The organism is Curtobacterium sp. C2H10, assembly GCF_025407985.1.
Taxonomy (GTDB): Bacteria; Actinomycetota; Actinomycetes; order Actinomycetales; family Microbacteriaceae; genus Curtobacterium.
This window is the reverse complement of the sequence record NZ_JABXGF010000030.1, coordinates 1-20447: the sequence shown is the minus strand read 5'-3', so window position 1 is coordinate 20447 and position 20447 is coordinate 1. Positions and strand designations below refer to the sequence as shown.

The 20447-nt window shown below is 72.2% G+C and carries 17 protein-coding genes and 1 pseudogene; 17 read left to right on the top strand and 1 reads right to left on the bottom strand.

The genetic code is table 11. The annotated features are described in order from the left end of the window. The first annotated feature begins 94 nt into the window (after positions 1 to 94). The 6 genes and pseudogenes from HWD93_RS11975 (at position 95) to HWD93_RS11955 (ending at position 7770) form a co-directional block, all read left to right on the top strand. Positions 95 to 1066, top strand: a complete 972-nt coding sequence (locus tag HWD93_RS11975) for a MoxR family ATPase (protein ID WP_070416281.1) — start codon at positions 95 to 97, stop codon at positions 1064 to 1066. Continuing rightward, the gene (locus HWD93_RS11970) at positions 1063 to 2478 is read left to right on the top strand and encodes a DUF58 domain-containing protein (protein WP_261646941.1); all 1416 of its coding nucleotides are present in this window, start codon (positions 1063 to 1065) and stop codon (positions 2476 to 2478) included. Before HWD93_RS11975 ends, HWD93_RS11970 begins: the two co-directional genes overlap by 4 nt. Next, positions 2475 to 4973, top strand: a complete 2499-nt coding sequence (locus HWD93_RS11965; protein ID WP_261646940.1) for a DUF3488 domain-containing protein — start codon at positions 2475 to 2477, stop codon at positions 4971 to 4973. The genes HWD93_RS11970 and HWD93_RS11965 overlap by 4 nt, the downstream gene beginning before the upstream one ends. Continuing rightward, positions 4970 to 5038 (top strand): annotated as a pseudogene (locus tag HWD93_RS19635) (zinc-ribbon domain-containing protein); the annotation flags it as partial. The gene HWD93_RS11965 and the pseudogene HWD93_RS19635, both read left to right, overlap by 4 nt. Positions 5039 to 5041: 3 nt before the next feature. Then, a complete protein-coding gene (locus tag HWD93_RS19515; RefSeq protein ID WP_261646939.1) occupies positions 5042 to 6811 on the top strand; it encodes an FHA domain-containing protein in 1770 nt (589 codons plus the stop codon). Positions 6812 to 6909: 98 nt separating this feature from the next. Next, complete coding sequence (locus tag HWD93_RS11955) at positions 6910 to 7770, top strand: hypothetical protein (protein WP_261646938.1); 861 nt, start codon at positions 6910 to 6912, stop codon at positions 7768 to 7770. A gap of 32 nt (positions 7771 to 7802) precedes the next feature. Here HWD93_RS11955 and HWD93_RS11950 read toward each other — a convergent pair whose 3' ends face one another. Next, positions 7803 to 8795, bottom strand: coding sequence for an asparaginase (locus HWD93_RS11950; RefSeq protein WP_071296251.1), 993 nt, complete (start codon positions 8793 to 8795; stop codon positions 7803 to 7805). Positions 8796 to 8828: 33 nt separating this feature from the next. Here HWD93_RS11950 and HWD93_RS11945 point away from each other — a divergent pair, with 33 nt between their 5' ends. The 11 genes from HWD93_RS11945 to HWD93_RS11895 all read left to right on the top strand — a co-directional run. Next, positions 8829 to 9305 (top strand): OsmC family protein, encoded by a 477-nt coding sequence (locus HWD93_RS11945; RefSeq protein WP_254789568.1) that lies wholly within the window; start codon positions 8829 to 8831, stop codon positions 9303 to 9305. 6 nt (positions 9306 to 9311) lie between these two features. Next, positions 9312 to 10283, top strand: coding sequence for an FKBP-type peptidyl-prolyl cis-trans isomerase (locus HWD93_RS11940; RefSeq protein ID WP_261646937.1), 972 nt, complete (start codon positions 9312 to 9314; stop codon positions 10281 to 10283). A gap of 2 nt (positions 10284 to 10285) precedes the next feature. Then, positions 10286 to 11371 (top strand): 1-deoxy-D-xylulose-5-phosphate reductoisomerase, encoded by a 1086-nt coding sequence (gene dxr / locus HWD93_RS11935; protein ID WP_261646936.1) that lies wholly within the window; start codon positions 10286 to 10288, stop codon positions 11369 to 11371. A gap of 127 nt (positions 11372 to 11498) precedes the next feature. Then, on the top strand, positions 11499 to 12833 hold the full coding sequence (locus HWD93_RS11930; protein WP_175496072.1) for an RIP metalloprotease: 1335 nt from the start codon (positions 11499 to 11501) through the stop codon (positions 12831 to 12833). 35 nt (positions 12834 to 12868) lie between these two features. Continuing rightward, positions 12869 to 14314 (top strand): cytosine permease, encoded by a 1446-nt coding sequence (locus tag HWD93_RS11925; protein WP_092386971.1) that lies wholly within the window; start codon positions 12869 to 12871, stop codon positions 14312 to 14314. Next, positions 14311 to 14871 carry a cysteine hydrolase family protein gene (locus HWD93_RS11920; protein ID WP_261646935.1) on the top strand — a complete coding sequence of 187 codons (561 nt, stop codon included), beginning with the start codon at positions 14311 to 14313 and terminating at the stop codon, positions 14869 to 14871. Before HWD93_RS11925 ends, HWD93_RS11920 begins: the two co-directional genes overlap by 4 nt. A gap of 74 nt (positions 14872 to 14945) precedes the next feature. After that, entirely contained in the window at positions 14946 to 16076 is a 1131-nt protein-coding gene (gene ispG / locus HWD93_RS11915) for a flavodoxin-dependent (E)-4-hydroxy-3-methylbut-2-enyl-diphosphate synthase (protein ID WP_070419067.1), read from the top strand. A 210-nt stretch (positions 16077 to 16286) separates the two neighbouring features. After that, positions 16287 to 18038 carry a proline--tRNA ligase gene (locus tag HWD93_RS11910; RefSeq protein ID WP_071296257.1) on the top strand — a complete coding sequence of 584 codons (1752 nt, stop codon included), beginning with the start codon at positions 16287 to 16289 and terminating at the stop codon, positions 18036 to 18038. A gap of 173 nt (positions 18039 to 18211) precedes the next feature. After that, positions 18212 to 19207 (top strand): transcription termination factor NusA, encoded by a 996-nt coding sequence (gene nusA, locus HWD93_RS11905; protein ID WP_070416270.1) that lies wholly within the window; start codon positions 18212 to 18214, stop codon positions 19205 to 19207. 66 nt (positions 19208 to 19273) lie between these two features. Then, on the top strand, positions 19274 to 19591 hold the full coding sequence (locus HWD93_RS11900; protein ID WP_083403468.1) for a YlxR family protein: 318 nt from the start codon (positions 19274 to 19276) through the stop codon (positions 19589 to 19591). A 74-nt stretch (positions 19592 to 19665) separates the two neighbouring features. Continuing rightward, on the top strand, positions 19666 to 20447 hold a 782-nt coding region (locus HWD93_RS11895; RefSeq protein WP_261646934.1), incomplete at its 3' end, for a translation initiation factor IF-2 N-terminal domain-containing protein.

Sequence of the window (20447 nt, the reverse complement as noted above, 5' to 3'; positions counted from 1 at the left end):
CTCACGGGACACGCCCTACGCTGCCCAGTAGCGCTCGCCCGATCACTTCCCCCGACGGCAACTGACCATCCCCGAGAACGAGGAACGACACCGCATGAGCATGACCCCGGAGCAGGCCACCTGGTTCGCCGACGTCGCAGGCCGCATCGTGACCAACGTCGAGCAGGTGCTCCTCGGGAAGACGTTCGTGATCCGCCTCGCGGTCACGGCGATGCTCAGCGAGGGGCACCTCCTGCTCGAGGACGTCCCCGGCACGGGCAAGACGAGCCTGGCGCGGGCGATGGCCCAGAGTGTGCAGGGCTCGACGAACCGCATCCAGTTCACGCCGGACCTGCTGCCGGGCGACATCACGGGCATCAGCGTCTACGACCAGAAGACCCAGGAGTTCGACTTCCACCGGGGCCCGATCTTCTCGAACATCGTGCTGGCTGACGAGATCAACCGTGCGAGCCCGAAGACCCAGTCGGCCCTGCTCGAGGCGATGGAGGAGTCCGCCGTCACGGTCGACGGCGTGAACCACCGACTCGCGGCGCCGTTCATGGTGATCGCGACCCAGAACCCCGTCGAGCAGGCCGGCACGTACCGCCTGCCGGAGGCCCAGCTCGACCGTTTCCTCATGAAGGCGTCGATCGGGTACCCGGACCACGCCGCGACGGTGAAGATCCTCGAGACGTCGTCGGCGCCGTCGAGTTCGGTGCCGCTCGCGAGTGTCGTGCCCGCGGCGACGATCACCGAGATGGCGACGTTGGCGCGCTCGGTCCACGTCGACCCGGTGATCGCCGACTACGTGGCCCGACTTGTCGACGCCACCCGCTCGGCGAGCGAGGTCCGGCTCGGCGTCAGCGTCCGCGGTGCGATGGGCCTGATGCGCGCCTCCCGCGTCTTCGCGGCGTTGGCCGGTCGCCACTACGTCACGCCGGACGACGTGAAGGCACTCGCGGTGCCGATCCTCGCGCACCGTCTGGTCCTCGACGCCGAGGCCGAGTTCGACGGCGTCAGCGCCACGAGCGTCATCGCACAGCTGCTGGTCGAGACCCCGCCGCCGGCGGACCGGGCCGGGTCGTGACCGACCGCCGGCCCGTCTCGACGCGCTCGCGCCGTCTGTCGTCGACGCGGTCGCGTCGCGGCTCGACGGCCTACGAGCGCACCGGGACGGTCGCCGGCCTCACGAACGTCCGGACGCGCCTGGTGGGCGACCGTGACGGCGTGGCAGCGGACGCGGTCGTCGGTCTCGCCAGGGCCTGGTCGACGGCCTGGAGGCTCGTCAAGCATGGGTGGGCAGAGGTCTCGTCCGTGGTCACAGGCCTCGGGTGGACGGTCGCGGCGCTCACGCTGGTCGCGTTCGTGCTCGGCTACCGGTTCGGCCTGCGCGAGGTCGTCGTCGTGGGTTTCGCGGGGGCGCTCCTCGTCGTCGTCGCTGCGGTCGCGCTCATCGGTCGTTCGCGGCTCGTGATCCGGATGCGCCTGCCGCAGCACCGGGTGGCGGTGGGCGATGCCGCCGGCGTGGTGGTCACGGCGGAGAACCCGGTGCGGTTCCCTTCGGTCCCGACGACGGTCGAGGTGCCGGTCGGGTCCGGGCTGGTGGACGTGGCGATCCCGTCGATCGGCCCGCGGGGCACCTTCGAGCGCGAGGTCCCGGTGCCGACGGTGCGGCGCGGCGTGCTCGACGTCGGTCCGGTGACCGGTGTGCGAGCGGACCCGGTCGGCCTGGTCCGGCGCGAGATCGTCTGGACGGCCCGGGAGCAGGTCATCGTGCACCCGCGGACGATCGCGATCCCGTCGACGAGCACCGGCCTGGTGCGGGACCTCGAGGGGCAGGCGACGACCGACCTGTCGCCGTCCGACATCGCCTTCCACGCCATCCGGGAGTACATGCCCGGTGACGACCCCCGCACGATCCACTGGAAGTCCACGGCGAAGTCCGGTGCGCTGATGGTGCGGCAGTTCGAGGACACCCGGCGGTCGCACCTCGTTGTGGCCCTCGGCCTCTCGCGTGCCGAGTTCGCCGACGACGAGGAGTTCGAGCTCGCGGTGAGCGCGGCAGCGTCGCTCGGCGCACGCGCGATCCGCGACGGCCGCGAGGTCACCGTGGTGGTGTCGGAGCGGACGCCGGAGTTCGCCAAGCGCCCCGTGTACGCCGTGCACCCGCTGCCCACCGTGACGCCCACCCGCCTGCTCGACGACTTCGCGTCCGTCGGACTCGCCGACGCCTGCCTGCCGATCGCCGAGGTCGCGCGCATCGTCGGCACCGACACCGCGGGCATCTCCGTGGCCTTCCTGGTGGTGGGCTCGACGGTCGAGCTGCCGGCGCTGCGACTCGCCGCGACGCGGTTCCCGGTCGGCGTCGAGGTCGTCGCCGTGATCTGCGAGCCCGAGGCTCAGCCCCGGTTCCTGCGTGTGGCGGGCCTGACGGTGATGACGATCGGCTACCTCGACGACCTCCGCCACGCGCTGCACCGATCGGCGTCGGCCGCATGAGCGTCGCAGCGGGCCCGGACACCCGGGCACGGAAGACGGTCCGGCGCGATGCCCGCCGTGTCGCTCGCCGCCTCTCGCCCTTCCGGCTCGTGGGTGGCACGCTCGCGGTGTGGCTGGTCCTCGCCGTCGCGAGCGTCGCCTGGTGGCCCGTCTACCGCGACGACGCGATGATCGTCGCGGCCGTCACCGCGGTGGTGTTCGGCACGCTCGTCGCGCTCCTGGGCACGGTGTTCCGGCTGCCCACCGCGGTCGTCGCCGTCGCCACGGTCGCAGCGTTCGCGCTCACCGGCGTGCCGGCAGCGGTGCCGGGCGAGGCGAGCGGGATCCTGCCGACCGGCCAAGGACTCGTCGACCTGTTCGCCGGCGTCGCCCTCGGCTGGAAGCAGCTGGTGACCATCAGCCTGCCGGTCGGCTCCTACGAGTCGTTGCTCGTGCCGTACTTCGCGACGTTGCTCGTCGCCACGGTGACCGGCGTGAGCGTGGCGACCCGCGCCTCCAGGCAGGAACTCGCCAGCATCCCGGCGCTGGTGGTCTTCGCGGCCGGTGTGGTCGTCGGACCCGGTCGGCTCGACACGTCGATCGTGACGGCCGTCGCGCTCACCGGGATCGCGCTGGTGTGGGCGCTGACGGTGCGGCACGCACGGCGTGCCGTGGCCGTCGCGACGACCATCGGGTCCCGCGTGCCGGTGGCGCGTTCGGTGATCCGGCCGGCGCTCGTCGGGACGGGGACCATCGTCGCCGCGGCGGTCGTCGCGACCGGACTGGGGCTCGTCGCTCCGCCGTCCGTCGCCCGGACCGTCGCCCGGACCGACGTGGCGAAGCCGTTCGACCCGCGGGACTACGTCAGTCCGCTCAGCGGCTTCCGCGCCTACGAGGAGGACACCGCGTCGAACACGCCGCAGCTCACGGTCACCGGGCTGCCGGAGAACGGGTTCGTCCGGATCGCGACGCTCGACACCTACGACGGGGTCGTCTACCGCGTCGGCGGGTCGGACGGATCGACGGCGTCCGGGACCTTCGAGCGCGTCCCGACCTCGGTCGACGTCCGGGGCGTCGAGGGGACGACCGTGCGCGTCGGCGTCCGGGTCGACGGGTACAGCGGGGTGTGGCTGCCGACGGTGGGCGACCTCGAGCGGGTCGAGTTCACCGGGTCCGGCGCCGAGAAGGAGCGCGGCGCGTTCTTCTACAACGGCTCCACCGCGACCGGAGCGGTCGTCGGTGGCGTCCGTGACGGCACCCGGTACGACCTGACCGCCGTCGTGCCGGACCAACCGACGGACGAGCAGCTCGCGTCCGCACGCCCGGGGAGCGCCTCGGTGCCGACGCCGCGGTCGGTCCCCGACGCGGTGCGGGACACGGTGGACGCCTCCGCCGGCGATGCCGACACCGACGGCGCCAAGCTCGTGGCGATGGTGCAGGCGCTCAAGCGCAACGGGTACGTCAGCCACGGCGTCGGCGACGACCGAGCGAGTCGTTCCGGGCACGGTGCCGATCGCATCCAGGAACTCCTGACGTCGCCGCTGATGATCGGCGACCAGGAGCAGTACGCCGCCGCTGCGGCGCTGATGGCGGACCAGCTCGGCTTCCCGGCGCGCGTGGTCATGGGGTTCACCGCCGGCGGCGACGCGGGCGGCGGAGCGGGCCGGAGCGCGACTTCGGGCGGGACGACGACGTTCCGCGGGTCCGACGTCACCGCGCGGGTCGAGGTCGACACGGCGCAGTGGGGGTGGGTCATGATCGACCCGAACCCCGCCGTCCGTGAGATCCCGGACGAGCAGCAGCAGACGCCGCAGCCGGTCACGCGCCCGGAGACGGTCGTGCCGCCGCCCCCGGCGGAGCAGCAGGACCAGTCGCAGCAGGCGCCGCCGCAGAGCGACCGCAACACGCCGCCGGTGCAGCCGCTCTGGTTGCAGATCCTGCTCGCCGTGCTGCCGTGGGCGCTCGGGGTGCTGGGGCTCGCCGCGCTCGTGCTGCTGCCGTTCGGCGTCATCGTGCTGCTCAAGCGGATCCGTCGTCGTCGCCGGCGCCGAGCCCCGACGCCACGCGCCCGGATCGTCGGGGCGTGGGACGAGTACCGCGACGCCCTGGTCGACCGGGGTCACGACGTCGCTCGGGCGGCGACCCGCCGCGAGGCCGTCGTGGGAGCTCCGGGGGAGGGCGGCACCGGACTCGCGGCGTTGGCCGACCGGTCCGTCTTCGGGCCGAGCGAGGCCGACGGCACCGCTGCCGACCGGATGTGGTCGGCGGCGGACGACGCGATCACGAGCCTGCGGGCCGGTCGGACCCGCAAGGAACGGATCCGCGCGGCGGTGTCCCTGCGCTCGCTCCGTGTCGTCGACGCCACCCGGTCTGCGCGGGCATCGGTCGCCTCCGCGGTGACCGCCCGGGGCCGACGCTCCACAGGTGGCCAGGGAGCCGCTGGAGGGCGCGACTACGATGGCGTGCAGGCCGGCGAGCGTCGTGGACGGCCGAGTGAGGACAGGCGGAACACGTGATCAGATGCGAACACTGCGGATCGACGCTCCCGGACGGAGCCATCTTCTGCGGTGAGTGCGGACGCGCCGTGACCGCTGCGGCGAGTCGGCGCCCGGTCGCGACGCCCCCCGTCGAGCAGGCACCGCCGCCGCCGCTCCAGCAGCCGGACCTGCACGGACGCCGCCAGGACCCGGCGGCCGAGGCCTGGCTGCCCGAATCGACCCTCGACCCCGCGACCCGTGCCTGGCTGACGGGCGCGGAGCGTGGTGGCGAGCAGCAGCCCGCGGCCGTGCCGGTCGAGCATCCCGACGACTTCACGCCCCGGACGGCACCGAGCCACGTGCACGGGAGCGGCTCCGGGCTCACCGACTGGTCCGGGCAGCAGCCGGGTGGGGTCGGCCCGTCGGAGCCTGCTCGTCCGTCGGAGCCCTCGCAGCCCTCGCAGCTCGACGAGCCGATCGCTCCGCGCGCGCCCGAGGTGCCGTTCACCCCGCAGCCGTCCGAGCCGCCGCTCGACCCGGACGCGTACCCGTCCGACGCCGACGCGGCGGACCCGAACGCCGTCTCGGTCTCCACTTCGCCAGAGGGAGATGACCCCGAGGTCACCCGCATCGCCGAGCGCCCAGCCGCCCAGCGCTGGGCGCCGCCAGCAGAGCAGGCCGCTGCACCGGCGCCGTCCGGGCCCTCGTGGTGGGTCGGACGATCCACGGCTGCGAACGACTCCGCTGCGGACGCCGCCGACGCGACTCCCGACACCGCCGGTGCTCCGGACGCGGTCGTCTCCCCGCCGCAGCCCGGTGACACCGCGGTCGTCGAGCCCTTGGTCGACCGACGCCCGCCGCGCCCGGCGCCGCTGGTCACTCCGGGCTCGCAGGCGACGACGTGCCACGTGTGCGGGCACCGTCTCGAGCCCGACGACATCTTCTGTGCCGAGTGCGGCGCCGTGCGGCCCGCCGTGACCGCGGCGTTCACCGGACCCATCGTGCCGCTCCCGATGGACCGACCCGACTGGGCGGCGGACGACGCCGCCGAGACTCCCGACGACGCGGTTGAGGCTCCAGACGACGAGCTCACCGACGACGACGCTGCTCCGGACGTCGTGCGTGACGACGATGCGCTGCCGGAGCCTGCGGTCGCCGACGACGGCGCCGCGGGCTCCGAGGGCGCTGAGGGCTCCGCCGGTGTCCTCCCCTCGTGGGTGAACGGTGGCGGCGACGGTGCACCCGCCAGCGACACCCCGCCCCGACCGCGCGGTCTGCACGCGGCCCCGGAGCCCGAGTCACCAGCCGTCGGCACACCCTTCGTCCCGCCCGCTCCCGGTTCCGCGACCGTCCCGTCCTCCGCACCCTCAGCACAGGACAGCGGCGCGATCGGAGTACCGATGGCCGCGCCGCTCCCGCCGCTCCCGCCGCTGCCCGGGGTGGACGACGCCGCGCGCCCGGCACCGTCGACGATCGACGCTCCGACGAGCGCCGACGGCGACCTCGAGGACGACGTCGACGAGACCCGCATCGTCTCCGCGACCCCGACCCACGCACCCTTCGTGCTGCACTTCAGCACCGGTGAGCGCTTCGGCGTGCACGGCACCGGCCTCGTCGGACGACTCCCGCGCCCCCAGCCCGGGGAACGGTTCGACGACCTGCTGACCGTCCACGACCCGGGCAAGTCCGTGTCGAAGACCCACCTCGAGCTCGGGCGCGACGGCGACGACCTGTGGGTGTCCGACCGGTTCTCGGGCAACGGCACCGTCGTCCGGCACATCGACGGGTCGATCCGTCGCTGCGAGCCGGGCCGCCGGTACCGGGTCGAGCGCGGCGCGCGGGTGGACATCGGGGAGCAGTTCTTCCTCGTGCAGTGACGGTGGGGGAGTCCTCCACAGCGGTGTGATCGTCAGCGCTCTCCACAGTTCGGTGGCTGAGCGTCGGTGGCCGCGGGGTCGTGTGGTGCTCTGGAGGCATGACCCCCTTCACCGCCCGCTGCACCCTGGTGGGCGCAGCGGTGGTGCTGCTCGTGGTGGGCCTCGTCGTGCCGGTCGAGTGGCCGTCGCGCGGGGTGCTCCTCGGCGCGGCGGGGTGTTGCGCGGTGCTCGACGTCCTCGTGGTCCGCGCGACCAGGGTCCGTCGCTCCCGCGGCACCGAGTGCGGGGCGGACGTGGCGGACGTGGCGGTCCTGGTGCCGACGTCGTCCGGACCGCCGGGCGCCGAGGACGAGACCGTCGGGACGGGGACGCACCGGCGGCCCATCGTCCTCGGCACGGCGTCCACCGGCCGTGAGCTCGCCGTCGACGACCGCTCGCGGCCCCACATCGTCGTGATCGGGTCCGGCGTGCTCGCGCTGGCGGTGTTCCGAGCCGTCGCGGCGCAGGTCCGTGCCGCGGCTGGTCCGGACGACGAGGTCCGAGCCGCGTGCGGTCCCGAAGCGCGCGCGGTGGTGGCTGCGGGGGCCGATCACTGCCCGGCGATGCCCTCCGGCACGGCCGCCGTCGTGGTCGACCGCCCAGCCCACACAGCGAGCCCCGAGCGCCCACCCCGCGCAGCGAGCCCCGACCGCCCAGCCAGCGCAGCGAGCCCCGACGACTCCGACCGCGCAGGGAGCCCGAACGGCCCAGCCCGCGCAGCGAACCCCGAGCGCCCGGACCGGGCGTGCCCGCCGACCCGCACGACCGTGGTCCTCGTACCCGGCCTCAGCGTCCTGCCCCGGCACTGGGACGTCGCCGTCGAGGTCACCCGCCACGGATGCACCGTCCGACACCCGCACGAACGGCGGGGTACCCCCGTGGCACCGGCACTCCCGCAACTGCAGGACGAACCCGGATGACCCCGGCACAGGGACACCCCGCGAACCTGCCCTCAGCGCAGCCCGGACCCCGCCCGCAGCGTCCCCACCGGCACTCCGCCACCGAGCACCTGCTCGCCCGTGGCCGCCATGACGTCCGCGACCCCCGCCGCGTCCACGATGCCGTTGCGTTCGAGCAGCGTGAGGGCCGCGAGCGTCCCGGACCGCTGCGCGCCGTCGAGGGTCTTGACCGCGACCGCTGCACCACCGGGCAGCCCCATCACCATGACGCCCTCGGCACCGAGCTTCGCCAGCACCCGGAGTCGTTCGATCGTCACCGTGTTCGCCCGTCCGATGCCGTCGATGGCCCAGGGGTGGTCGAGCACCGCATCGGTGAGCGCTGCCGTGTCGGACTCGGCCCGCGCGACGACACCGGCGAAGCCGCGGGCGAGTCCGGCAAGCGTCAGGGGGAACACCGGGGCCCCACACCCGTCGGTCCCGACGACGTCGACGGTCTCGTGGGTGAACTCCTCGACGGTCTCGCGGACGCGCTGCTGCAGCGGGTGCGCCATCTCGAGGTAGGTCTCCTCGTCCCAGCCGTTCACTCGGCACGCCGCGAGCATGCCCGCGTGCTTGCCGGAGCAGTTCATCGCGAGGCGCCTCGGCTCGGTCATGGTGCGGGCGGTGGCGCGGTCGAACGGCATGTCCGGCGGGCAGCCGAGGTCCGACTCGACGTGGTCGTACGACTCGAGCATGTGCAGCGCGATGGCCTGGTGCGCGGGGGTGCCGGCGTGGCTCGCGGTGGTGAGGACGAGCTCCTCGTCGGAGAACACGGCTCCGGCACGGCGGACCGCGAGCGCCTGGAAGGGCTTCATCGTGGAGCGGGGGTAGACGCTGGCCTGCACGTCACCGACGGCGTCGATCACGGTGCCGTCCGCGGCGACGACGACCCCGGCACCGACGTGTCGGCTCTCGTCGAACCCGTTGCGGTCGAGGACCGCCAGTTCGACCGACCCCTCGGCGGTGAGAGGATGGCGGTCAGTGTGGACGTCGGAGAGCACCGTCATGCCGCAATCGTACTGATCTTCGAGGAGCCCACCGTGTCCGACCACTCCTACGAGGTCTCCGTCCACTGGACCGGCGACCGCGGCACCGGAACGAGCGGCTACCGCGACTACGGGCGCGACCACGACGTCCGCGCCGCGGGCAAGCACGACATCGAGGGCTCCGCCGACCCGACGTTCCGCGGGGACCGCGACCGCTGGAACCCCGAGGAGCTCGTCGTCGCGTCCCTCGCTCAGTGCCACATGCTGAGCTACCTCCACGTCGCCGTGACCGAGGGCTTCACCGTCGTCGACTACGAGGACCGCGCCACGGCCAGCCTCAACCTCAACCGCGACGGCTCCGGGGAGCTCACCGAGGCGACGCTGCACCCGGTGGTCACCATCCTCGAGGCGGACCGCGTCGCCGACGCCGAGGCCGCCCACGCCACCGCGAACAGCCTCTGTTTCATCGCACGCTCGGTGGCCTTTCCTGTGCACCACGTCCCGCACACCAAGGTCCGTGCGGCAGACTAGGTCCTCGTGAAGCGTCTGCGTCTCCTCCCGATCGCCCTCGTCCCCGCCGTCGTGCTGGGACTCGCCGCGTGCTCCGGATCCGGGTCGAGCGACTCGACCGCCACCCCGAGTGCGTCGTCGAGCGCGACCGCCGCGGCCATCACGTCCTGCCCCGACCCGGGTTCGGCGTCGAAGGCGATCACGGTGTCCGGTGCGTTCGGCGGCAGCACGGCACCGACGGTGAAGTTCACGGGCGGCCTCACGGCGAGCAAGCCCCAGGCGAGCACGGTCGTGCGCGGCAAGGGTGCCTCGCTGGACGAGGGCGACTACGCGCAGGTCTCGTACAGCGTGTACCAGGCGTCGGACGCGAAGAAGCTCGGCACGGTCGGCTTCGACCAGGGCAACCCGCAGGTCCTCTCGGTGGGCGGTTCGGGCTTCGGCGCCCTCCTGGCGTGCTCGAAGGTCGGTGACCGCATCGCGGCGGTCGGTCAGTCGTCGGCGCTCGGCTTCAACACCGGCGGCGAGATCGTCGTCGTCGCCGACGTCGTGGCGCAGACCCCGACGAAGGCCACCGGGAAGGCCCAGGAGCAGGACCCGAAGCTCCCGACCGTGCAGGACAAGGCGGACGGCGAGCCGGAGATCACCATCCCCAAGGGCGTCGCGGCACCGTCGAAGACCACGCCCGAGGTCATCAAGCAGGGCACCGGCGACGTCATCGCCGACGGCGACACCGCACTCGTGCAGTACAAGGGCGTCGTCTACGACACCGGCAAGGAGTTCGACTCCTCCTGGTCGAAGGGCGTCCCGACGACCTTCACCATCTCCGAGGGCTCGCTCATCAAGGGCTTCGTGACCGGGCTGGTCGGCCAGAAGGTCGGCTCGCAGGTCCTCATCGTCGTCACGCCGGAGGACGGCTACGGCGCGAACCCGCAGGAGGGCTCGGGCATCCCGAAGAACGCCACGCTCGTCTTCGTCGTCGACATCCTCGCCAAGGGCTGACCGTGCGCCAGAAGCGGCGCATCGCGATCCTCGGCAGCACCGGCTCGATCGGCACCCAGGCACTCGACGTCGTCGCCCGCAACCCCGACCGCTTCGAGGTCGTCGGCCTCACCGCCGGCAGCAACCGCGCCGTGGTCGCCGAGCAGGCCGCACGCTTCGGCGTCCGTGACACCGCCTTCGGCACCGCGGACACCGAACGCCTGGTCCGCAGCGTCGAGGCCGACGTCGTCCTCAACGGCATCACCGGGTCGGTCGGCCTCGGCCCCACCCTGGCCGCGCTCGAGTCCGGCGCCACGCTGGCGCTGGCGAACAAGGAGAGCCTCATCGTGGGCGGCCCGCTCGTGCAGGCCGCCGCTGCACCCGGCCAGATCGTCCCGGTCGACAGCGAGCACTCCGCCATCGCCCAGGCGCTCCGCTCCGGCACGACGGACGAGGTCCGCCGGCTCGTGCTCACCGCGAGCGGCGGCCCGTTCCGCGGGCGATCGCGCGCGGACCTCACGGACGTCACCCCGGCCGAGGCGCTCGCCCACCCGACGTGGGACATGGGCCTCGTGGTCACGACGAACTCCGCGACGCTCGTCAACAAGGGCCTCGAGGTCATCGAGGCCCACCTGCTCTTCGGCGTCCCCTACGACCGCATCGACGTGACGGTCCACGCGCAGTCGATCGTGCACTCGATGGTCGAGTTCATCGACGGCTCGACGATCGCACAGGCGTCGCCGCCGGACATGCGGCTGCCCATCGCCCTCGGTCTCGCGTGGCCCGACCGGGTCCCGGGCGTCGGGGTGCCGCTCGACTGGACGACGGCGAGCACCTGGACGTTCGAGCCCCTCGACGACGAGGCCTTCGGTGCGGTCGCCCTCGCGAAGCGCGTCGGGCAGCTCGGGGGCACGTTCCCGGCCGTGTTCAACGCGGCGAACGAGCAGGCCGTGGCCGCGTTCCACGCGGGAGCGATCGGGTTCCTCGACATCGTCGACACGGTCGAGCGCGTGGTCGACGAGCACACGGCGGGGGAGCCCTCCCTCGAGGGCGTGCTGGCAGCGGAGCGCTGGGCGCGCACCGCGGCCGACCGCATGCTGTCCCGCTGAGGCGAGTCGCGCCTCCCGTCCGTCAGCACGGCTGCGGGAGCAGACGGACCGGGCGGTCCAGGAGGCGCGGCGCACCTCCCAGGGTGCGCTCGGCTCGGTCATGGGAACCGTCCCGTACCCTTTCCCGGTGACCGTCGAAACCGTCCTGCTCTTCGTCCTCGGCGTGGTCGTCTTCATCATCGGCCTGCTGGTCTCGATCGGACTCCACGAGCTGGGGCACCTGTCCTTCGCGAAGCTGTTCAACGTCAAGGTGACCCAGTACTCACTCGGCTTCGGCAAGGCGATATGGTCGTTCAGGCGGGGCGAGACCGAGTACGGCATCCGCCCGATCCTGCTCGGCGGCTACATCTCGATGGTCGGCATGCTCAAGCCGCGGGCGTCCGGGCGACCGAGTGCGATCACGAACACGGGCATGTACGGCGCCTTCGTGCAGGACGCACGGCAGGCGAGCGCCGAGCAGATCGCGGACTCCGGCGGCGACGACTCGCGTGCGTTCTACCGGTTGACCCCGTGGAAGCGGATCATCGTGATGGTCGCTGGTCCGGCGATGAACCTCGTGATCGGCATCGTGCTGTTCGGGGTGCTGCTCGTCGGGTTCGGTGCGCCGACGACCACGTTCACGTCGAGCGTCGACTGCGTGCTGCCGACGAGCCAGGCGACGACGTGCACCTCCGGGGACGCCGTGTCGCCGGCGAAGCAGGCCGGCATCCGGTCGGGCGACGTCGTGCTCTCGGTCGACGGGAAGCAGGACCCGACGATCGCCCAGGTCTCCGAGGTCTTCCAGCGGTCCGCCGGCGAGGACGTCACCGTCGTGGTGTCCCGCGACGGGGCCGAGAAGACGCTGCACATCACGCCGACGACCGCCACGCGGGACGTCTACACCGCCGACGGCACGGTCGCGAAGAACGACGACGGCAGCACGAAGACACAGCAGGTCGGCGTCGTCGGCGTGAGCATCGGCCAGTCGCTCGTCCGGCAGTCGCCGGCCGCGGTGCTGCCGGCCACCGGGGCGCAGATCTCGGCGTCGGCGCACCTCATCATCGACCTGCCGCAGCGGCTCGTCGCGGTGTGGAACGCGGCGTTCGGCTCGCAGGAGCGGTCGCAGGACAGCCCGGTGTCGGTCGTCGGCGTCGGCCGCGCGATCGGCGAGGTCTCGTCGATGAGCGGCGTGCCGGTGGTCGACAAGGCGTACACGATCCTCGGACTGCTCGCCTCGCTGAACATCGGCCTGTTCGTCCTGAACATGGTGCCGCTCCTGCCGCTGGACGGCGGCCACATCGCCGGCGCCCTGTGGGAGGCCGTGAAGCGCCGCTCCTTCACGCTGGTCGGCAAGGCGGACCCGGGGCCGATCGACCTCGCGAAGACGATGCCGCTGACGATGGTCGTCGTGGTCCTGCTCGCCGGCATGAGCGCCCTGCTCATCTACGCCGACATCGTGCGCCCCGTGAACCTGTTCGGGTAGCGACGAGGTCTCGGCCGCGCACTACGCTTTCGCACATGAGCACAGCTCCGGAAGTCCGCACGGTCGAGCGGCAGGGCACCGACGTCATCGCCGAGTCCGACCGGAAGGGACGTCCGAGGGACCTCTTCTGGCCGTGGTTCGCCGCGAACATCTCGGTGCTCGGCCTGTCGTACGGCTCGTTCGTCCTCGGGTTCGGCATCTCCTTCTGGCAGGCCACGATCGTCTCCGTCATCGGGGTCGCGTTCTCGTTCCTGCTGTGCGGGATCGTCGCCATCGCCGGCAAACGGGGCTCGGCACCGACGATGGTGCTCGGCCGCGCGGCGTTCGGCGTCCGGGGGAACCGGCTGCCGGCGTTCCTCAGCTGGATCCTCACCGTCGGGTGGGAGACCGCGCTCGCGTCGGCGGCGGTCCTGGCCACGTCGACGGTGTTCCGGGAGCTCGGGTGGGACGGCGGTGTCCTGACGAAGCTCGTCGCACTCGTGGTCGTCGCCGCACTCGTCGTCGGTGCGGGCATCGCCGGGTTCGACGTGATCATGCGACTGCAGACGTGGATCACGGTCATCACCGCGGTGCTGACGATCGTCTACGTGGTGCTCGCGCTGCCCTCGATCGACCTCGGTGCGATCGCCGCGCTGCCGGCCGGGAGCGCGCAGAACGTCGTCGGCGCCCTCGTGCTCGTGATGACCGGGTTCGGCCTCGGTTGGGTGAACGCCGCCGCGGACTACTCGCGCTACCTGCCACGGTCGGCCTCGACCCGCGGGGTCGTCTGGTGGACCACGTTCGGCGGGGCGCTCGCGCCGATCGTGCTCGTCGTGCTCGGCGTCCTGCTCGCCGGCTCGTCGAAGGACCTCAACACGGCGATCGCCGCCGACCCGATCGGTGCGCTGACGACCGTGCTGCCGGTGTGGTTCCTCATCCCGTTCGCCCTCGTCGCGGTCCTCGGACTCGTCGGCGGTGCGGTGCTCGACATCTACAGCTCCGGACTGGCTCTGCTGAGCGCCGGCATCCGCATCCCGAGGCCCGTCGCGGCCGGGGTCGACGGCGTGTTCATGGTGGCGGGCGCCGTCTACGTGGTGTTCTTCGCCGACTCGTTCATCCAGCCGTTCCAGGCGTTCCTCGTGACGCTCGGCGTGCCGATCGCCGCGTGGTGCGGGATCTTCGTCGCCGACGTCGTGATCCGCCGGGCTCCGTACGCCGAGCGGGAGCTCGAGGACCGCCGTGGCCGGTACGGCGACGTGCGCTGGCTCGCCGTCGGCCTCGTCGTCGTGGGGACCGCGCTCGGCTGGGGCCTGGTGACGAACACGTACGGCGTGCCGTCCTGGCTCAACTGGCAGGGGTACCTGCTCGAGCCGTTCGGTCTCGGCGGGCGAACCGGCGCTTGGGCGTACGCGAACCTCGGGGTGCTCGTGGCGCTCGTCGTCGGGTTCCTCGGCACCCTGCTGTTCGCCCGCGGCTCGGTCCGCCGGCAGGAGCAGGCATGAGCGCGGTCGAGGCCGCCGTCGCCGGGGTACCGGAGGACGCGTGGCTCGTCGTCGTCGACATGCAGGAGGTCTTCACGGGCGAGAGCCCCTGGGCCACCGGGCGCTTCGACCACGCCGCCGCCGGGATCGAGCGCCTGCTCCCGCGGTTCACCGGCCGCACGGTGTTCACCCGCTTCGTCGCTCCGGAGCACCCGCGGGGTGCCTGGGTGCCCTACTACCGGGACTGGTCGTTCGCGCTCGTGCCGCACACCGATCCGCTCTGGGACCTGACCGAACCGTTCGCGACCGCCGCGGCGGACCGACGCGACCCCGTCGTCACCGAGACGACCTTCGGCAAGTGGGGGACGCGCCTCCAGGCCGTCACCGGTGACCACCCGCACCTCGTCCTGGTCGGGGTGTCCACCGACTGCTGCGTCCTGTCGACCGCGCTGGCGGCCGCGGACGCCGGCGCGACGGTGACCGTCGTGGCGGACGCGTGCGCCGGGGCGAGCGACGAGGACCACGAGCGCGCCCTCGCGGCGATGCGGCTCTACGCGCCGCTCATCACCGTCATCTGAGCATCACGCGTGCGCGGGGCTGGGCGTCACCGGGAGCGCGTAGAGTGCACCTCGTGCCTGCAGTGAACCTCGGTCTGCCGAAAGTCCCCGAAACCCTGAGCCCGCGCCGCAAGTCCCGGCAGATCCGGGTCGGCAAGGTGCTCGTGGGCGGCGACGCGCCGGTGTCCGTCCAGTCGATGACCACGACGCCGACGACGAACATCAACGCGACCCTCCAGCAGATCGCCGAGCTCACGGCGTCCGGTTGCGACATCGTCCGCGTGGCGGTGCCGAGCCAGGACGACGCCGACGCGCTGCCGATCATCGCGAAGAAGTCGCAGATCCCGGTGATCGCCGACATCCACTTCCAGCCGAAGTACGTCTTCCAGGCCATCGACGCCGGGTGCGCCGCGGTCCGCGTGAACCCGGGCAACATCCGGAAGTTCGACGATCAGGTCGGCGCCATCGCCAAGGCCGCGAAGGACGCCGGCGTCTCGCTCCGCATCGGCGTCAACGCCGGTTCCCTCGAGCCGAGCCTGCTGCAGAAGTACGGCAAGGCCACGCCCGAGGCGCTCGTCGAGTCCGCCGTGTGGGAAGCCTCCCTGTTCGAGGAGCACGACTTCCACGACTTCAAGATCTCGGTCAAGCACAACGACCCGATCGTCATGGTGAAGGCCTACCGGCAGCTCGCCGCGGCGGGGGACTGGCCGCTGCACCTCGGCGTGACCGAGGCCGGCCCGGAGTTCCAGGGCACCATCAAGAGCGCCACGGCGTTCGGCATCCTGCTGGCCGAGGGCATCGGCGACACCATCCGTGTGTCCCTCTCCGCCCCGCCCGCGCAAGAGGTCAAGGTCGGCCTGCAGATCCTGCAGTCGCTCAACCTCCGCGAGCGCAAGCTCGAGATCGTCTCGTGCCCCAGCTGCGGCCGGGCCCAGGTCGACGTCTACCAGCTGGCGAACGACGTGACGAAGGGGCTCGAGGGCATGACCGTGCCGCTCCGCGTCGCCGTCATGGGCTGTGTCGTGAACGGCCCGGGCGAGGCGCGTGAGGCCGACCTCGGCGTCGCGTCCGGCAACGGCAAGGGGCAGATCTTCGTCAAGGGCGAGGTCATCAAGACGGTTCCGGAAGCCGAGATCGTCGAGACCCTGATCACCGAGGCGAACCGTCTCGCCGACGAGATGGGGCCGGCGGCCGGCACCGGCAAGCCGCTCGTCGTCACGTCGTAGGCGCGCGCGCGCGGGCGCGGGCGCGCAGCGCCCGCAGCGCTTTTGTGAGCAGAAGAGGTCGGGTCGCGCGAACGCACCCGACCTCTTCTGCTCACGAAGTGCCGCACACCGGACCGAACGCAGGACGGGAGGCGCGGTGCCAGCCCGCACCGCGCCTCCCGACCGCAGACGCCCGCCGCACCCACTCCCACGCGCCGCTAGGCTTGCCCCGTGGTCACACGGCTTTCGCATCTGTTCCTCCGTACGCTCCGCGACGACCCCTCCGACGCCGAGGTGACGAGCGCGAAGCTCCTCGTCCGCGCCGGCTACGTCCGTCGCCAGTCCCCGGGGATCTTCGCGTGGTTGCCGCTCGGTCTGAAGGTCCGCGCCCGCATCGAGGCGATCATCCGCGACGAGATGGTCGCCGCCGGCGCGCAGGAGGTCCTGCTCCCGGCGCTCCTGCCGCGCGAGCCGTACGAGGCGACGAACCGCTGGACCGAGTACGGCGACGGCATGTTCCGCCTGCAGGACCGCAAGGGTGCCGACTACCTGCTCGCGCCCACGCACGAGGAGATGTTCGCGCTCCTGGTGAAGGACCTGTACGGCTCGTACAAGGACCTTCCCGTCACGCTGTTCCAGATCCAGGACAAGTACCGCGACGAGGCACGCCCCCGCGCCGGACTCCTGCGCGGCCGCGAGTTCACCATGAAGGACGCGTACTCGTTCGACCTCACCGACGAGGGCCTCGAGCGCAGCTACCAGGTCATGCGCGACGCCTACGAGAAGATCTTCGCCCGACTCGGTCTCGAGTACGTCATCGTCAAGGCGGACGCCGGCGCGATGGGCGGGTCGAAGTCCGAGGAGTTCCTGCACCCGATCGGCGTCGGCGAGGACACCTTCGTCCGCAGTGCCGGCGGCTACGCGGCCAACGTCGAGGCCTACGTCACCCCGGTGCCGGACGCCCTGCCGATCGAAGGGCAGCCCGAACCCGTGCTCCTGCCCGCGTCGGACACCCCGACGATCGAGACGCTCGTGGCGCACGCGAACGAGATCGCACCGCGCGACGGCGCCCCCTGGACGGCCGCCGACACGCTGAAGAACGTCGTGCTCGCCCTGACGCACCTCGACGGCACGCGCGAGATCGTCGTCGTCGGGCTCCCGGGTGACCGCGACGTCGACCTGAAGCGCGCCGAGGTGGCCTTCGCCCCGGCCGAGGTCGAGCCCGCCGGTGACGACGACTTCCGCAAGCACACGGGCCTGGTCAAGGGCTACATCGGCCCGCAGGTCCTCGGTGCCGAGAGCACGACGGGCATCCGCTACTTCGTCGACCCCCGCGTGGTCGACGGCACCGCGTGGATCACGGGCGCGAACGAGCGCGGCGTGCACGTCTCCGGCCTCGTCGCCGGTCGTGACTTCGTGGCCGACGGCGTCGCCGAGGTGTCCGACGTCCGTGCCGGTGATCCGGCCCCCGACGGCTCCGGCCCGCTCGAGACCGCGCGCGGCATGGAGATCGGCCACGTCTTCCAGCTCGGCCGCAAGTACGCCGAGGCGCTCGGCCTCAAGGTGCAGGACGAGAACGGCAAGCTCGCCACGGTCACGATGGGCTCGTACGGCATCGGCGTGACGCGCATCCTCGCGATCCTCGCCGAGGCGCACAACGACGAGAAGGGCCTCGCCTGGCCGAAGAACGTCGCACCGTTCGACGTGCACGTCGTCGCGACCGGCAAGGACGAGGTCGCCTACGACCTGGCCACGTCGATCGTCGCCGAGCTCGAGGGTGAGCGGTTCGAGGTCCTCTACGACGACCGTCCGAAGGTCTCGCCCGGGGTGAAGCTGCGCGACGCCGAGCTGCTCGGCATGCCGATCGTCGTCGTCGCCGGCCGCGGCGCCGCCGACGGCGTCGTCGAGCTGTGGAACCGGGCGAGCGGCGAACGCCGCGACGTGCCGGTCGCCGAGCTGCTCGAGGCGGTCCGCGCGATCTAGCGGGTCACGTCCTCGACGTGACGACACGGCGGACGGGAGGCACGGTGCCAGCTGGCACCGTCCCTCCCGTCCGTCGTCCGGCCGGGTCCGTGACCCGCAGTGCGGTAGTCTGGTCGCCGACTTCCGCGCGGTTCCATCCGCGGGAGCGACTCATCTGAATACGGAGGCCCTCGGTGAAGATCGATCTCGCAGTCCTGCGACTCATGGAGCGTGAGCGGGAGATCCCGTTCGACGAACTCGTCCAGATCATCGAACAGGCCATCCTGACGGCGTACCAGAAGCACCGCACCGAGAACGAGGAGCCCGTCGACGCGGACGTCCGCGTCGAGCTCGACCGCAAGTCGGGCGAGGTCTCGGTCTACGTGCCCGAGCGCGACGACGAGGGCACCGTGATCGGCGAGGCCGTCGACCAGCCCAGCGACTTCGGTCGCATCGCCGCGTTCGCCGCCAAGCAGGTCATCAACCAGCGCCTGCGCGACATCGGCGACGACAAGATCCTCGGCGAGTTCCGCGGCAAGGAAGGCGACATCGTCGCGGGCATCGTCCAGCAGGGCCCGAACCCGAAGATGGTGCACGTCGACCTCGGCACCGTCGAGGCGATCCTGCCGCCGGAGGAGCAGGTGCCCGGCGAGGACTACAAGCACGGTGCACGGCTGCGCGTCTACGTGACGAGCGTCGGCCGCGGCATGAAGGGTCCGCAGATCACGGTCTCGCGCACCCACCCCGGCCTGGTGCGCAAGCTGTTCGCGCTCGAGGTCCCGGAGATCGCGTCCGGCGTCGTGGAGATCACCTCCCTCGCGCGCGAGGCCGGCCACCGCACGAAGATCGCGGTCAAGGCGAACGAGCCCGGTGTGAACGCGAAGGGTGCGTGCATCGGCGAGCTCGGTGCCCGCGTCCGTGCCGTGACGACGGAGCTCGGCGCCGAGAAGATCGACATCGTCGACTACTCGTCCGACCTGGCGTCGTTCGTCGCCAGCGCCCTGTCGCCGGCAAAGGTGACGAGCGCCTTCGTGCTCGACGCCTCGACGAAGGCCGTCCGCGCCCTCGTGCCGGACTACCAGCTGTCGCTCGCGATCGGCAAGGAAGGGCAGAACGCCCGCCTCGCCGCGAAGCTCACGGGCGCCCGGATCGACATCCAGCCGGACTCGATCCTGGACGGCGAGGACTGACGGTTTCGCTCGTGGCACGTCCGGTCCGGGCGTGCCGGATCGCGGTCGTCGAGAGGGAGGAGTAAGGTGGTTCCCGTCAGAACATGCATCGGCAGTCGCCGTCGTGCTCCCCGGTCCTCCCTCCTCCGTGTCGTCGCCCTGAGCGACGGTCGTGTCGTGGCGGACCCGAAGGCAGTCATGCCGGGGCGGGGAGCGTGGCTCACCCCGACCGTCGAAGCACATGATCGGGCCGTCAAGCGCAAGGCGTACCGCCGGGCGCTCCGGCTCGATCATGAACCGGACACGTCCGCGGTGCGTGACTACCTCGAAGCGCTCCGGCGCCCCGAACCACAGGCACGCGACCAGGACATGACAGAACAGGCTGAACGGCTTATGGACAACTGATGAGCGGCTCGAAATGAGACCCGTCATCCATTGAGTCCTGCCCCTCCACGGGGTGGGACCCGTGAAGGAGAACAGTGGCAAAACCACGCGTACACGAGATCGCATCCGAACTCGGTGTCGACAGCAAGACCGCAATGGAGAAGCTCAAGGAACTCGGCGAGTTCGTCAAGGGCCCGAGCTCCAGTGTCGAACCCCCCGTCGCGCGCAAGCTCCGTGCTGCGCTGCAGGCTGACGGCGCCTCGGCGTCGAAGCCCGCTGCGGCACAGACCCCGAGCGCGCCCGCCAAGACCGCGGCGCCGAAGTCGGGCGCACCGAAGCCCGGCGGCCCCCGCCCGGGTCCGGCCCGTCCGGCACCCACCCCCGAGCCCGAGCCCGAGGTGCAGGCGCCCGCCGCCGACGTGCCGACCCCGGCCGCCCCGAAGTCCGTCGCCCAGCGACAGGCCGAGGCCGAGGCCGCTCGCAAGGCCGCCGCTGCCGAGAAGGCCGCTGCCGAGAAGTCCGGCGACGCCGGCCCCGACGCAGCAGCCGAGCCGAAGGACGACGCCGTCAAGCCCGGCGGCGCTCCGAAGCCCGGTGCCGCAGCCGGCCCCAAGCCGGGTGGCCCGAAGCCGGGCGCACGCCCCGGCAACAACCCCTACGCGTCGAGCCAGGGCATGGGCTCGCGCCCGCCGCGTCCGGGCAACAACCCGTACTCGTCCAACCAGGGCATGGGCCAGCGCCCCGCCGCCGGCGCCGGTGGCGGCAACGGCATCCCGCGTCCGGCCCCGCCGCGTCCGGGTGCTCCCCGTCCGGGCGCTCCGCGTCCCGGTGGTCCCGGGCAGGCAGGCCGTCCGAACGGCTTCGGGCAGCGCCCGGG

Excerpts from the sequence above, each read along its gene's own strand:
- HWD93_RS11920 (WP_261646935.1), top strand. The coding sequence starts at position 14,311 with ATGAGCGCGGTCGAGGCCGCCGTCGCCGGGGTACCGGAGGACGCGTGG.
- HWD93_RS11950 (WP_071296251.1), bottom strand. The coding sequence starts at position 8,795 with ATGACGGTGCTCTCCGACGTCCACACTGACCGCCATCCTCTCACCGCC.
- HWD93_RS11955 (WP_261646938.1), top strand. The coding sequence starts at position 6,910 with ATGACCCCCTTCACCGCCCGCTGCACCCTGGTGGGCGCAGCGGTGGTG.
- HWD93_RS11925 (WP_092386971.1), top strand. The coding sequence starts at position 12,869 with ATGAGCACAGCTCCGGAAGTCCGCACGGTCGAGCGGCAGGGCACCGAC.
- HWD93_RS11975 (WP_070416281.1), top strand. The coding sequence starts at position 95 with ATGAGCATGACCCCGGAGCAGGCCACCTGGTTCGCCGACGTCGCAGGC.
- HWD93_RS11965 (WP_261646940.1), top strand. The coding sequence starts at position 2,475 with ATGAGCGTCGCAGCGGGCCCGGACACCCGGGCACGGAAGACGGTCCGG.